This is a genomic window from Kutzneria sp. NPDC052558 (genome assembly GCF_044547355.1).
Taxonomy (GTDB): domain Bacteria; phylum Actinomycetota; class Actinomycetes; order Mycobacteriales; family Pseudonocardiaceae; genus Kutzneria.
The window spans coordinates 409,038-422,373 of record NZ_JBIUAG010000006.1 but is presented as its reverse complement, the minus strand read 5'-3'; the positions used below and the strand labels follow the sequence as shown (position 1 = coordinate 422,373).

General features: G+C 71.9%; 15 protein-coding genes. 8 read left to right on the top strand and 7 right to left on the bottom strand.

Annotation, left to right across the window (positions count from 1 at the left end; translation table 11 throughout):
- Positions 1-96 precede the first annotated feature (96 nt).
- Positions 97-1,590, bottom strand: a complete 1,494-nt coding sequence (locus ACIG5F_RS14295) for a leucyl aminopeptidase (RefSeq protein ID WP_396518099.1) — start codon at positions 1,588-1,590, stop codon at positions 97-99.
- A 121-nt stretch (positions 1,591-1,711) separates the two neighbouring features.
- Between ACIG5F_RS14295 and ACIG5F_RS14290 the strand changes: the two genes are divergently transcribed.
- From ACIG5F_RS14290 to ACIG5F_RS14275, 4 genes are all read left to right on the top strand, one after another.
- On the top strand, positions 1,712-2,923 hold the full coding sequence (locus ACIG5F_RS14290) for an APC family permease (protein ID WP_396518098.1): 1,212 nt from the start codon (positions 1,712-1,714) through the stop codon (positions 2,921-2,923).
- Positions 2,920-3,552: a DUF402 domain-containing protein gene (locus tag ACIG5F_RS14285; RefSeq protein ID WP_396518097.1), complete on the top strand. Its 633-nt coding sequence runs from the start codon at positions 2,920-2,922 to the stop codon at positions 3,550-3,552. The genes ACIG5F_RS14290 and ACIG5F_RS14285 overlap by 4 nt, the downstream gene beginning before the upstream one ends.
- 65 nt (positions 3,553-3,617) lie before the next feature.
- Positions 3,618-4,715: a branched-chain amino acid aminotransferase gene (locus ACIG5F_RS14280; protein ID WP_396518096.1), complete on the top strand. Its 1,098-nt coding sequence runs from the start codon at positions 3,618-3,620 to the stop codon at positions 4,713-4,715.
- 70 nt (positions 4,716-4,785) lie between these two features.
- Positions 4,786-5,934, top strand: a complete 1,149-nt coding sequence (locus ACIG5F_RS14275) for a cytochrome P450 (protein WP_396518095.1) — start codon at positions 4,786-4,788, stop codon at positions 5,932-5,934.
- A 23-nt stretch (positions 5,935-5,957) separates the two neighbouring features.
- Here ACIG5F_RS14275 and ACIG5F_RS14270 read toward each other — a convergent pair whose 3' ends face one another.
- From ACIG5F_RS14270 to cobU, 3 genes are read right to left on the bottom strand one after another with little or no spacing between them, the layout of a single operon-like run.
- Complete coding sequence (locus ACIG5F_RS14270; protein WP_396518093.1) at positions 5,958-6,689, bottom strand: adenosylcobinamide-GDP ribazoletransferase; 732 nt, start codon at positions 6,687-6,689, stop codon at positions 5,958-5,960.
- A 2-nt stretch (positions 6,690-6,691) separates the two neighbouring features.
- Complete coding sequence (gene cobT / locus ACIG5F_RS14265; protein WP_396518091.1) at positions 6,692-7,762, bottom strand: nicotinate-nucleotide--dimethylbenzimidazole phosphoribosyltransferase; 1,071 nt, start codon at positions 7,760-7,762, stop codon at positions 6,692-6,694.
- A gap of 12 nt (positions 7,763-7,774) precedes the next feature.
- Positions 7,775-8,296, bottom strand: a complete 522-nt coding sequence (gene cobU, locus ACIG5F_RS14260) for a bifunctional adenosylcobinamide kinase/adenosylcobinamide-phosphate guanylyltransferase (RefSeq protein WP_396518089.1) — start codon at positions 8,294-8,296, stop codon at positions 7,775-7,777.
- 23 nt (positions 8,297-8,319) lie between these two features.
- Here cobU and ACIG5F_RS14255 point away from each other — a divergent pair, with 23 nt between their 5' ends.
- Positions 8,320-8,514, top strand: a complete 195-nt coding sequence (locus ACIG5F_RS14255; protein ID WP_396518088.1) for a hypothetical protein — start codon at positions 8,320-8,322, stop codon at positions 8,512-8,514.
- Positions 8,515-8,665: 151 nt separating this feature from the next.
- Here ACIG5F_RS14255 and ACIG5F_RS14250 read toward each other — a convergent pair whose 3' ends face one another.
- Together ACIG5F_RS14250 and ACIG5F_RS14245 are read right to left on the bottom strand one after the other, a co-directional pair.
- Positions 8,666-9,652, bottom strand: a complete 987-nt coding sequence (locus ACIG5F_RS14250) for an aldo/keto reductase family protein (RefSeq protein WP_396518087.1) — start codon at positions 9,650-9,652, stop codon at positions 8,666-8,668.
- A gap of 51 nt (positions 9,653-9,703) precedes the next feature.
- On the bottom strand, positions 9,704-10,363 hold the full coding sequence (locus tag ACIG5F_RS14245) for a DUF3043 domain-containing protein (protein WP_396518086.1): 660 nt from the start codon (positions 10,361-10,363) through the stop codon (positions 9,704-9,706).
- A 41-nt stretch (positions 10,364-10,404) separates the two neighbouring features.
- Between ACIG5F_RS14245 and ACIG5F_RS14240 the strand changes: the two genes are divergently transcribed.
- Together ACIG5F_RS14240 and ACIG5F_RS14235 are read left to right on the top strand one after the other, a co-directional pair.
- On the top strand, positions 10,405-11,502 hold the full coding sequence (locus ACIG5F_RS14240) for a glycerate kinase (protein ID WP_396518085.1): 1,098 nt from the start codon (positions 10,405-10,407) through the stop codon (positions 11,500-11,502).
- A 90-nt stretch (positions 11,503-11,592) separates the two neighbouring features.
- Positions 11,593-11,967: a HesB/IscA family protein gene (locus ACIG5F_RS14235; protein WP_396518084.1), complete on the top strand. Its 375-nt coding sequence runs from the start codon at positions 11,593-11,595 to the stop codon at positions 11,965-11,967.
- A 73-nt stretch (positions 11,968-12,040) separates the two neighbouring features.
- Here ACIG5F_RS14235 and ACIG5F_RS14230 read toward each other — a convergent pair whose 3' ends face one another.
- Complete coding sequence (locus ACIG5F_RS14230) at positions 12,041-12,208, bottom strand: hypothetical protein (RefSeq protein WP_396518083.1); 168 nt, start codon at positions 12,206-12,208, stop codon at positions 12,041-12,043.
- Between the two features lie 161 nt (positions 12,209-12,369).
- Here ACIG5F_RS14230 and ACIG5F_RS14225 point away from each other — a divergent pair, with 161 nt between their 5' ends.
- The gene (locus tag ACIG5F_RS14225) at positions 12,370-13,305 is read left to right on the top strand and encodes a carbohydrate kinase family protein (RefSeq protein WP_396518110.1); all 936 of its coding nucleotides are present in this window, start codon (positions 12,370-12,372) and stop codon (positions 13,303-13,305) included.
- The last annotated feature ends 31 nt before the right edge of the window (positions 13,306-13,336 follow it).

The following is a 13,336-nucleotide window of genomic DNA, read 5'->3' as shown; positions in this document are numbered from 1 at the left end:
GAGGATCATCCCCACCGTCATCCCGGTCTTATTACACGCTTGGATGGGGGCTTTCCTCCACTCCGAGTGGAGGAAAGCCCCCTTCCAAGCGCGGGCTCAGCCGTTGGCGGCGATGTCGGCCAGGACGGCGGCGATGGTGCGCACCGGGACGCCGGTGCCGCCCTTGGTGACGTAGCCGAACGGACCGCCGGTGTTGTACGCCGGGCCGGCCACGTCGATGTGCGCCCACGGCAGGCCGGCGGGCACGAACTCCTTGAGGAACAGCCCGGCGGCGAGCATGCCGCCCCAGCGGTGCCCGGTGACGTTGGCCAGGTCGGCCAGCCGGGAGTCGAGGTCGGCGCGCAGCTCCTCGGGCATGGGCATGGCCCAGCTGCCCTCGCCGACGGCGTTGCCCAGCGCGGCGACCCGGTCCCGGAACTCGTCGGTGCCGAGCACGCCGGCGGTGCGCTTGCCCAGGGCGACCACGGCGGCGCCGGTGAGGGTGGCGGTGTCGATGAGGTAGTCGGGGTTCTCCTCGGCGGCCCGCACCATGGCGTCGGCCAGGATGAGCCGGCCCTCGGCGTCGGTGTTGAGCACCTCGACGGTCTTGCCGCCGTAGATGGTCAGCACGTCGCCGGGACGGTAGGCGTCGCCGGAGGGCATGTTCTCGACCATCGGCACGTGGGCGACGATCTCCAGCGGGTACTTCAGCTTGGCCGCCAGCACGACGCTGGCCACCACGGCCGCGGCGCCGCCCATGTCGGAGGTCATCTCGTCCATGCCGGCGGCCGGCTTGATCGAGATGCCGCCGGTGTCGAAGGTGACGCCCTTGCCGACCAGGGCGATCTTCTTACGGGCCTTGGGGCCCTTGTAGGCCAGCCGCACCAGCCGGGGCTGCCGGGCCGAGCCGCCGCCGACGCCGAGGATGCCGCCGAAGCCGCCCTTGCGCAGCGCCTTCTCGTCCAGCACCTCGACCTCGATGCCGTTGGCGTTGGCCAGCTCCACGGCCCGCTCGGCGAAGCTGGCCGGGTACAGGTCGTTGGGCGGGGTGTTCACCAGGTCACGGGTGATGATCACGGCCTCGGCGATGGCGGTGTGCGCCTTCAGCGCCGCCTTGTGCTCCTTGGCCGCGCCCTCGGCCGGGCTGACCAGGTCGACCTTGGCCAGGGTGGCCTCGGCCGGCTCGGACTTGTACCGGGTGAACGTGTACGAGCCGAGCAGGGTGCCCTCGACGGCCGCCCCGAGGTCCACCGCGGACAGTGCGCTGGCCGCCTTCTTGGCCTTGCCCAGGGCCCGCGCCGCCGCGCCGGCCGCGCGCCGCACCTGCTCGGTGCTCACGCCGTGCTCGCCGGGCTTGCCCAGGCCGACCGCGATCAGCAGCGGGGCCGCCAGCTTGCCGCCGGTGGGGGCCTTCACGACCTCCTCGGCCTTGCCGGTCGCGCCGAGCACACCGAGCAGCGCCGGCAGGCCGCCGTCGAACGCCGCGGCGACAGCGTCCGCGCCCGGGGCCAGCTCAAGGCCGTCGGGACCCTGGACAGTGCCGATGACAACAACGTCCACGGCCAGAGCGACCAGGTCGCTGTCGGTCAGTGCTAGCTTCGGCGCGGTCACTTTTGGCTCCTCGACATCCTGCAGCGGTGAACAACTTGAAAACCGATGCTAACTACCGCTCGGCGAGCGTCATTCGACAGGTGGCTGCCGATCACCGGCCGCGTCTGAGAAGGTGGGGAGCGTGACACGCACGTTGCGCCGGCAGCTTCCGGTGTCCGACACCGTGCTGCTGGGAGTCGGCGGCATGCTCGGCGCGGGCGTGTTCGCGGCCTTCGGCCCGGCGTCGGCCGTCGCCGGCATCTACTCCCTGGTCGGCGTGGTGCTGGCCGCCCTGCTCGCGGCGTGCAGCGCGTTCTCCACGGCCGACCAGGCGCGGGCCTTCCCCGGCGACGGGGCCGGCTACCGCTACACCACGCAGCTGCTCGGGCCGTGGCCCGGCCGGATGGCCGGCAGCGCCTCGATCCTCGGCCGGCTGGCCGCCGCGGCCGCCATCGCCGGCACGTTCGGCGCGTACGTCACGCCGACGCGGCCGCTGCTCGGCGCGCTGGCCGTGCTGGCTGTGTCAGTGGCCCTGGACGTGGTCGGTTTTCGGCTCAACCGCGCGCTGAACTGGGCCGTGGTGGCCATTGTGGCCGTTGCCCTCGGGCTGGTCGTGGCCACGTGCCTGGCCGTGCCGCCGCCCCCGATCACCAACGCCCCCGACGCCGACCAGCCGCTGGGCCTGCTGACCTCCGCCGGCATCATGGTGTTCGCCTTCCTCGGCTTCGAGCGGATCACCGCGCCCGGCCTGGGCGAGCCGTCCTTCACCGCCCGCCGCCTGCACCTGGCCATCCCGGTGTCCCTGGTGCTGGTGCTCGGCGTCTACCTGGCCGTCGGCTACGCCGCGTTCCGCCAGCTCGGCTCGACCCGGCTGGCCCTGTCGCCCGCCCCGCTGCTGGACGCCGTGGTCTCGGCCGACGGGCAGTGGATCGTGCCGCTGGTCACGGTCGGCGCCGCCGTGGCGACCGTCGCCGCGCTGCTGGGTGTCCTGTCGGGGGCGCGGCGCACCGTGACCACTGTGGCCAGGAGCGGCGATCTGCCGGCGGGTCTGGGGAACGACCGCGCGGCCGGCTGGATCGGCGGCCTGGTGATCGCCGTGCTGCTGGTGTTGTTGCAGCCGTCGACCGCGATCGGCCTCGCCGCCTGCGCGATGCTGGCCTACTACGCGTTCACCAACGCCTCGGCGCGGATCCTGCTCAAGGAGGACCGCACCTGGCCGATGCGGACCGCGTGCTTCGGCTTGGGACTGTCCGTTCTGTACGGCATGACCATGCCGCCGGTCCTGCTCGCTACGACGATCGGGGTCGTTCTGCTCGGCTCCGCGGGGATGTCTCTGTACCGTCGAACGGTGTGACGAACGTATCGGCGATCTGGGCCCCGGGCGCCACCGCGCTGCTGCGATTCCGCCGCCTCGACGGCACTCTCGGCCAGGTCCATCCGCTGTCCGTGCTGTCCGACGACGGCCGGGCGCTGGTCGGCTGGCTGCCCGCGGACACCCCGATCGTCGGCACCCGGCTGGTCGGCGGCGGCGACCCGCGCGCCGTGCCGATCGAGCAGCGCTTCACCCTTGAACGGGAGCGGTACCCGCACGTCTGGCACACCTCGGCCAACCTGCGCCTGGTCGAGGAGGACCGGTGGTCGAGCGTGTGGTGGTTCTTCACCCGGGACTGGGATTTCCGGGGCTGGTACGTGAATCTGGAGATCCCGCTGGGCCGCACCGCGTCCACTGTGGACCGGGTCGACGGCGCGCTGGACGTGGCCGTGGCGCCGGACCGCAGCTGGGCCTGGAAGGACGAAGACGAGGCCGACGAGTGCGTGCGGGCCGGGCGGTTCTCGGCCGAGCACCTGCGGCAGCTGCGCACGGAGGGTGAGCGGCTGATCGCGCTGGCCGAGGCCGGCCGCTTCCCGTTCGACGGGACGTGGACCGATTTCCGCCCGGACCCCGACTGGCCTGCGCCGACGCTGCCGGCCGGCGACTACTGATGGTTGGATGTCCGATCTTTGGGACTGCGATTTTCTGACCGGCGAGTAGGCGTTAGCCTTCTCACATGACGCCAGGCACCCACTTCAGCCATGTCCCGCACCCGTCCCCGGCGACCCCGGAGCAGGTAGCGTCGGTACTGGCTTCGCCGGGCTTCGGACAGCACTTCACCGACCACATGGTGACGATTCGCTGGAACACGGAGCAGGGCTGGCACGAACCGACCGTGCAGCCCTACCAGTCGCTGGTGCTCGACCCAGCGGCGATGGTGCTGCACTACGGTCAGGCGATCTTCGAGGGGCTCAAGGCCTACCGCCAGCCCGACGGCTCGCTCAAGTCGTTCCGTCCCGAGGCCAACGCCGAGCGGTTCCGCTCCTCGGCGCGCCGGCTGGCCATGCCCGAGCTGCCCGACGAGCTGTTCCTCGGCTCCATCGAGGAGCTGCTCAGGGTCGACGGCCGCTGGGTGCCCGAGCAGGCCGAGGAGTCCCTCTACCTGCGGCCGTTCATGATCTCCACGGAGAAGGGCCTCGGCGTCCGGCCGGCCAAGGAGTACGTGTACGTGCTCATCGCCTCGCCCGCCGGCTCCTACTTCGCCGGCGGCCTCAAGCCGGTCAGCGTGTGGCTGTGCACCGAGTTCGTGCGGGCCGCCCCCGGCGGCACCGGCGCGGCCAAGTGCGCCGGCAACTACGCCGCGTCGCTCCAGGCCCAGGCCCAGGCGGCCGACCAGGGCTGCGACCAGGTCGTGTGGCTGGACGCCATGGAGCGGCACTGGGTCGAGGAGATGGGCGGCATGAACCTGTTCTTCGTGTTCGGCTCCGGGGCCGACGCGAAGGTCGTCACGCCCGAGCTGTCCGGCTCGCTGCTGCCCGGCATCACTCGCGACTCCATCCTCCAGGTCGCCAGCGACCTCGGCCACCCGGTCGAGGAGCGCCGGGTGTCCACCGAGGAGTGGGAGAAGAAGGTCGGGACCGGGGAGCTGACCGAGGTGTTCGCCTGCGGCACCGCCGCGGTGATCACCCCGGTGGGCCGGGTCAAGCACGCCGACGGCGAGTTCCTCGTCAACGGCGGCGAGGCCGGCCCGGTGACCATGAAGCTGCGCGAGGCGCTCACCGGCATCCAGCGCGGCGGGGCCGACACCCACGGGTGGATGCGCACCTTCGCCTGACCCTCATCAGCGGCCCCGTGGGACCATGTCCGTGGTCCCACGGGGTTTTTCTTGGGTTTGGGGGAAGCAGATGGCTTTGTTCGACGCCGAGTACCACGCCGATCCGTATCCGGAGCACCACCGGCTGCGCGAGGAGGCGCCCGCGCACAGGGTGACCCTGCCCGACGGGCAGACGGCCTGGATCGTGACTCGGGCCGTCGACGTGCAGCGGCTGTTCGGCGATGCCCGGATGTCCTTGGACAAGGCCAACTCCCGCGACGCCTATGTCGGCTTCTCGCTGCCGCCGGAGCTGGACGCCAACCTGCTCAGCCAGGACGGGGACAACCACCAGCGGCTGCGGCGGATCGTGTCCAAGGCCTTCACCGCCCGGCGCGTCGAGCTGATGGCCGAGGGCATCCAGGCCGTGGCCACGCGCCTGGTGGACCGGCTGGAGGGTCCGGCCGTCGACCTCGTCCCCACGTTCGCCGCCCAGCTGCCGCTGCACGTGATCTCCGATCTGATCGGGGTGCCGGCGGGGGACCGGCTGGCGTTCGGCGCGTGGATCACCGCCATGTTCGCGCCCACCCAGCCCAGCGATGTGGTCGAGGCCGTGGCCAACCTCCAGAAGTTCATGCTGGAGCTGGTCGGCCGCCGGCGGACCGAGCCCGGGGACGACCTGCTCTCCGCGATCATCCAGGCCCGCGACGAGCAGGACCGGATGACCGAGAACGAGTTGGTGTCACTGGCTTTCCTGCTCCTGCTGGCCGGCGTCGAGAACGTGGCCCACGTGATCGTCAACGGGGTGGTGGCCCTGGTCGACGACCCCGCCCTGCGCGACCCCGCCCGCCTGCCCGACGTCGTCGAGGAACTGCTGCGTCACGCGCCGCCGCTGCCGTTCGCCATCCGCCGGTTCCCGCTCGAGGACATCGATGTCGACGGCGTCACCATTCCCGCCGGCTCCACCGTCTATCTCGGCGTGATGTCGGCCAACCGCGACCCGGCCCGCTTCGCTTCCCCCGACTCCTTCGACCCTTCCCGGCCGGCCCAGCACTTCACCTTCGGCCACGGCCCCCACTACTGCCTCGGCGCTCCCCTGGCCCGCCTGGAAACCCGCATCGCCCTGACGACCCTGTTCGACCGCTACCCCTCGCTCCGGCTAGCCGTCCCGGTCGAGGAACTGCCGTGGCGCAGCTCTTTCCGTTCCCACGCCCTGAAATCCCTGCCGGTCGCGCTGGCATAGCGAGCAGGACGCCGGGCTCTGCGCTAGAACGCGCACACCACCAGCACGGCCGTGGTCGCCAGTTCAGCCGCGGCGCCGAGGACGTCACCGGTGATGCCGTCGAAGCGGCGGCGGACGTGGTGGGTGAGGAGCAGCACGAGGCCGGTGGCCACAAGGACGCCGATCGGCCCCAGCCAAGGCTTTCCGGGCACCGCGAACACCCCGCCGACCACGGCGGCCACTGTCCACAATAGAGGGACGGCCACCGGCTGCGAGCCGGCGACCAAGGCCCCCAGGCCTTCGGGGCGGGCCGCGGGAACGGAACGCCGGCAGCACCACGCGAAACCCACCCGCCCGGTGACAACCGCCAGCAGCACGGCGCCCCACGGCTCGGAGCCGAAGCCGACGGCCTGGAGACCGAGGCCGACCACCAGCACGACGACGGCGAAAGGTCCGGCGCCGCCGGACTTCATGACCTCCAGGGCCCGCGCCGGCGGCCCGTAGCAGCCGAGGCCGTCGGCCGTGTCGGCGAGGCCGTCGAGGTGCATGCCCCGCGTGAGCAGCGCCAGCAGCCCGACGACGAGAAAGCCGGCGAGCAGCGGGGGAGCGCCGAAAACGACGACGCCCCAGGACACAGCGGCGGCGAAGGCCCCGAGCAGGAGACCGACGAGCGGGGCGAGGGCGATGGCGCGGGCGGCGACTCGCCGGTCGACGGTGGACGGCCCGGGAACGGGGAGGACCGTCAACCACGACACGGCGAGCCGCAGACCTGACACGGTTACGACGGGGTGCTCGCAGTGTCCTCGGACCGCTCGGAAACGCCGGCGTCGCCGAAGGTGGCCATGTCGGTGAGGATCCGCGCGGCCATGGTGAGCAGGGGCAGCGCGACGGCGGCGCCGGAGCCCTCGCCCAGGCGCATGCCGAGGTCGACGACGGGAGTCAACCCCAGGTGCCCCAGCACAAAGCTGTGGGCGGGCTCGACGGAGCGGTGCCCGGCGACCCACCAGTGCCGGGCCCCGGGGGCGAGGTCCTCGGCGACCATCGCGGCCGCCCCTACGACGAGGCCGTCGAGCACGACGGGGGTGCGGCGGATGGCGGCCTGGGCCAGGAAACCGGCCATGGCGGCCAGATCCGCGCCGCCGGCGGTGCGCAGCAGGGCCAGCGGATCGCCGGAAACCTTGCGGGCCCGACGAAGCGCGTCGCGGATGGCGGCGGTCTTGCGCATCCACGCGCTGTCGTCGATGCCGGTGCCCCGGCCGACGACGGCCACGGGCTCCTCGCCGGTGAGGGCGGCGACGATGACGGCGGCGGGGGTGGTGTTGCCGATGCCCATGTCGCCGGCGATGAGCAGGTCGGCCCCGCCGTCGACCTCCTCGTCGGCGACGGCCATGCCGGCGGCGACGGCCCGGCGGGCCTCGTCCTCGGTCAGGGCGTCCTCACGGTCGATGGACCCGGAGGAGCGCCGCACCTTGAACTTGCTGACCTGGTCGGGGGTCTCGGCGTCGACGGCCATGTCGACCACCCGCACGGTCGCCCCGGCCACCCCGGACAGCACGTTGATCGCGGCCCCGCCGGTCATGAAGTTGGCGACCATCTGCCCGGTCACCTCGGGCGGGTACGCGGACACGCCGCCGCGGGCCACGCCGTGGTCGCCGGCGAAGACCACCACCCGGGCCCGGGTGAACGGCCGCGGCGGGCACTTGCCCTGGCACGCGGCGATCCACACGCCGAGTTCCTCCAGCCGCCCCAGCGACCCGGCGGGCTTGGTCAGCCGCTCGTGCCGCGCGGCCGCCTCCCGTCGCGCGGTCGGGTCCGGCGGATCCACGGCGGGGAACTCGATGCTCGTCACCACAAGATCCTTTCACTTCACCCGGAGCGGCAGGCCGGCCACGAGCAGCAACACCTCGTCGCAGGCCTGCGCCAGCCTCGCGTTCAGCGAGCCCAGCTCATCGCGGAACAGCCTGCCAGAGCGGGTCGCGGGCACCACGCCCAACCCGACCTCGGCCGACACCAGCACCAGCGGACCGTCCCGCCGCACCACGGCGTCGACCAGGGCGTCGCACCGCACGCGGGCGGCGTCCAGCGGCCCTTCCCACGCGCCGGTGTCGTCCAGCACGCCGGTCAGCCACGTCGCGAGATCGTCGACGAGCACGGTCCCCGGCGCCGAATCCAGCACCGGCGGCAGGTCGATCGTCTCCACCGTGGACCAGGTCGCCGGCCGGCGGGCCACGTGCTTGGCGATCCGCTCCTGCCAGTCCAGGTCCGACGGATCCCGGCGCGCGGTGGCCACATAGGTCACGGGATCAGCAGCCGAGGCAAGGCCTTCGGCATGGGCCGACTTGCCCGAGCGGGCGCCTCCGAGCACCAGTGTCCGTGACGTCACGGGCCGGACGTTACCGTCTGCGCATGGCGTTGCGATGGCAGTACCAGGACGACGACGGCGTGGACGTGCCCGGCCCGGACGTCACCTTCGACGATCAGGACGCCGCCGAGGACTGGCTCAGCGCCACCTGGACCGACCTCGCGGAGATCGACGTCACCCAGGTGACGCTGCTCGACGGCGACGACATCGTCTACGGCCCCATGAGCCTCAAGCCCTGAGATTCTCAGTCCCGCCAACTTCTCAGCCCGCCAACTTCTCAGCCACGTGAGTGGCTCAGTTGGCTTCCACGGCCACCTGAGCCACTCACGTGGGGCGAAAAGCGAAAATGAGCCACTCACGTGGAGTGGAGCCGGGGCAGGGGGCAGGGGGTCAGGGCGATTGGGTCAGCATCGGGTCGGTGTGGATGTGGCCATCGAGGACCTTGTCGATCTGCTCCAGGATCGCCGGCTCCAGCTTCACGCCGGCGGCCTTGACGTTCTCGACGACCTGCTCGGGCCGGCTGGCCCCGATGATCGCGGAGGCCACGTTCGGGTTCTGCAGCACCCAGGCCACGGCCAGCTGGGCCAGCGACAGGTCGACCTCGGCGGCGATCGGCTTGAGCAGCTGGACCTTCTCCAGCACCTCGTCCAGCAGCAGCCGGGAGATGAAGTTCTTGCCGCTGGCGTCGGTGGCCCGCGAGCCCTCGGGCACCGGCTGGCCGGGCAGGTACTTGCCGGTGAGCACGCCCTGGGCGATCGGCGAGAACACGATCTGGGAGATGCCCTCCCGCTCGCTGGTCGGCACGATCTGCGGCTCGATGACCCGGTGCAGCATGTTGTACTGCGGCTGGTTGGAGATGAACGGCACCTTCAGCTCGCGGGCGATGGCCGCGCCGCGGGTGATCTGGTCGGCGGTCCACTCGGAGACGCCGATGTAGAGGGCCTTGCCCTGGCGCACGATGTCGGCGAAGGCCAGGAACGTCTCCTCCAGCGGCACGGTCCGGTCGAACCGGTGCGCCTGGTAGACGTCGACGTAGTCGGTGCCCAGCCGGCCCAGCGAGCCGTTGATCGACTCCAGGATGTGCTTGCGGCCCAGGCCGCGGTCGTTGGGGCCGCCGGGGCCGGTCGGCCAGAACACCTTGGTCAGGATCTCCAGGCTCTCCCGGCGCTGCCCCTTGAGCGCCTGGCCCAGCACCGACTCGGCCTTGGTGTTGGCGTAGACGTCGGCGGTGTCGAAGGTCGAAATGCCGGCGTCCAGCGCCGCGTGCACGCACTTCACGGCCTGGTCCTGCTCGACCTGGGAGCCGTGGGTGATCCAGTTGCCGTACGAGATCTCACTTACCGACAGGCCGCTGCGGCCAAGGCGACGAAACTCCATGCCCGAAGCCTAGACCGAGATAGTTCGGTCGGCTAAGTAGCTGGCGGAACGTCACGCCTCGACGGTGTCGCCCGGACGCACCCGCGGCCGCGGCACGCGCAGCTTGCGGACCTGGCTGGCCCGGGTGAACGTGTACCAGATGATGCCGGCGGTCCCCACCGTCTCCTTGGGGAACTTGTCCCGGGCCAGCCGGGTGGCCAGCCGGCCCAGCATGATCGCCTCGACCACCATGGCCAGCAGGAACACCAGGCAGGCCAGCATCACGTACTCCTGCACCGGCAGCGTGGGCACCGCGACCTGGAGGAAGTACGAGGCCAGCACCAGGATGGCCAGCGGCATGAACAGGCCCATGAGGTTGCGCCGGGAATCGATCACGTCCCGCACGAACGCCTTGACCGGGCCGCGGTCCTTGGGCATGAGGTAGCGCTCGTCGCCGGACATCATCTTCTCGCGGCGTTCGCGCTGCTCGTTGTTGCGCTCCTCGCGCGACAGCTTCGGCCGCAGCTCGCGGTTGCGCTTCATGGCCTCGCGCTGCGTGCGGGGCGGCGGCGGCACCGGGCCGCGGCGGTGCGCCTCGGCGTCGCGGCGCTTGGGCGTCACCTTGCCCTTGGGCGCAGTCTGCCCCTTCGCCACCTCCACGACGGGAGCGACGTCCACCGCTCCGTCCTCGGTGGCGGCGTCGTCGGCTGAGTTGCGGCGCAAGAACCTCACATCACCAGGGTAAGCCAGACCACCGGCGGTAGCGTCAGCGCATGCGCGTACTCGTCGCCCCCGACTGTTTCGGCGGCACGCTGACCGCCCTGGAGGCCGCCGAGGCCATCGCCGCCGGCTGGCGCCGCTCCGCCCCGGCCGACGAACTCCTGCTGCGCCCGCTGGCCGACGGCGGCCCCGGCTTCGTCGAGGTGCTGCACGGGGCGCTCGGCGGGGAGGTGCACGAGAACCGGGTGACCGGGCCGCTCGGGCATACGGTCACCGCCCGGTGGCTGGCGCACGACGGCACCGCGTACATCGAGTCGGCGCAGGCGTGCGGTCTGCACCTGACCGACCGCCGCGACCCGGAGACGTCCACGACCTACGGCGTCGGCGAGCTGATCGCCGCCGCCCGTGACGCCGGTATGAACCGGGCGGTGGTCGGGCTCGGCGGCTCCGGCACGACCGACGGCGGCGCGGGCATGATCCGAGCTCTCGGCGGCCACGTGACCGATGACACAGGCAATCCGATCGGGCCCGGCGGCGCCGACCTGGCCCGGGCCGCCGATGCGGTGCTGCCGGCGGTCGGGATCGAGCTGGTCGCGGCCTCCGACGTGGAGAACCCCCTGCTCGGACCGCACGGCGCGGCCCACACCTTCGGCCCGCAGAAGGGCGCGGACCCGGCCGCCGTGGAGCGCCTGGAGATCGGCCTGACCCGGTGGGCCGACGTGCTCCCGAAGGACGTCCGCGACCTCCCCGGCGCCGGCGGCGCCGGCGGCCTCGGGGCCGGGCTGCTGGCCGTCGGGGCGGCGTTCACCTCGGGATCGGCGCTGGTCAGGGCCCTGACCCGGCTCGACGAGGCGCTGGAGCGGGCGCAGCTGGCGATCACCGGCGAGGGCAGCTTCGACTGGCAGTCGCTGCGCGGCAAGCTGATCACCGCGGTCGCCGCCGGCGCGGCCGACCGGGGCATTCCCTGCCTGGTGCTGGCCGGCCAGGTCAGCGTGGGCCGGCGGGAGGCGGGCGCGGTCGGCGTCGAGCAGTCGTACGCGGTGGCCGAGCACGCCGGCTCGGTGGCCGCCGCGATGGCCGACCCGGCCGGGACGCTGGCGGCGCTGGCGGCCGACGTGGCCGCCCAGTGGTCTCGGGCAAATGCCCGCTGACCTGTCCTACCATGGGTGTGGAATGAACGCCGACCCGTCGTGCGTTGGACGTTCTAGGACCGACATACCGCAGGACGTCGAGGGAGAGCCATGACCGTCCAGGACACCGCCTCGCAGGGCGCGCAGACCGAGGAGCAGACGCACGGCGTCCAGCTCACCGACGAAGCCGCCAGCAAGGCCAAGGCGCTGCTCGACCAGGAGGGGCGCGATGACATGCACCTGCGCATCGCCGTCCAGCCCGGTGGCTGTGCGGGTCTGCGCTACCAGCTGTTCTTCGACGAGCGCAGCCTCGACGGCGACCTGCTCCGCGACTTCAACGGCCTCAAGGTGGCCGTGGACCGCATGAGCGCGCCGTACCTTCAGGGCGCCACCATCGACTTCGTGGACACCATCGAGAAGCAGGGCTTCACGATCGACAACCCGAACGCGGGCGGCTCGTGCGCCTGCGGCGACTCGTTCCACTGAATCGCCGGCTGTCGGAGAAGGGCCGTCCCGCTCGGGGCGGCCCTTCCGCCGTTTTAGTAGTACGCCCAGTTGTTCAGTAGTCGTCCAGGCCGCTGACCTGGGCCACGCAGGCCTCGTCGACCCGCCACGGCGCGGCCGTGCGCGGGGCCGGCAATGGGGCCGCGAGCTGCACAAGGGCGCCGGGGATGTCGGCGCAGTCGTCGATCAGCTGATCCAGTGAAACGGGCTCTGGGGCGGTCACAAGGCGACCGTAGTCACCGGGATGCCGCACCGGAATCCGTTACCAATCGGTAGTCTCTCGATCCCGGACCATGTCCACCCGACCGGGTGGCCCACCGTTGTAGATCGGGGAGACACACCGTGCCCGTTGCTGTCATCGGCAGTATCGCCGCCGACCATCTGATGCACTTCCCGGGCAAGTTCACCGAGCAGCTGGTCGCCGAGCGGCTGGACCGCGTGTCGCTGAGCTTCCTGGTCGACGACCTGGTGGTGCGCCGGGGCGGCGTCGGCGCGAACATCGCGTTCGGCATGGGTGTGCTGGGGCAGAAGCCGATCCTCGGCGGCGCCGTCGGCAAGGACTTCGACGACTACCGCGCGTGGCTGGAGCGGCACGGCGTGGACTGCCGGTCGGTGTACGTCTCCGACCTCAAGCACACCGCCCGGTTCATGTGCACCACCGACGACGACATGAACCAGATCGCCTCGTTCTACACCGGCGCCATGGCCGAGACCGGCATGGTCGAGATCGGGGCCATCGCCGACCGCGTCGGCGGCCTGGACCTGGTGCTGCTCAGCCCCACCGACCCCGAGGCGATGATCCAGCACGCCGAGGAGTGCCGGCAGCGCGGCCTGTCCTTCGCCGTGGACCCCTCCCAGCAGCTGGCCCGGATGGACGGCGACCAGGTGCGCCGGTTCGTGACCGGGGCCAGGTACCTGTTCAGCAACGACTACGAGTGGGAGCTGATGCTCAAGAAGACCGGCTGGTCCGAGGCCGAGATTCTGGCGCAGGTGGAGATGCGCGTCACCACGCTGGGCGAGAAGGGCGTGGAGATCGTCGGCCGCGAGGTCGGCTCGCTCCAGGTGCCGGCCGTGCCCGAGCTGGCCAAGGTCGACCCCACCGGCGTCGGCGACGGCTTCCGCGCCGGCTTCCTCTCGGCCGTCTGCGGCGGCCTCAGCCTGGAGCGCGCCGCCCAGCTCGGCGCCCTGGTCGCCGTGCACGTGCTGGAGGTCAACGGTCCGCAGGAGTGGGCCTTCGACCGCGAGGTCGCCCTCGGCCGCCTGGCCGACGCCTTCGGCCCCGAAGCCGCCGCCGAAGTAGGCGCCCTCCTCCCCGCCTGACACCCCCGCAGCGCAACCCCCCGAAGCTTGG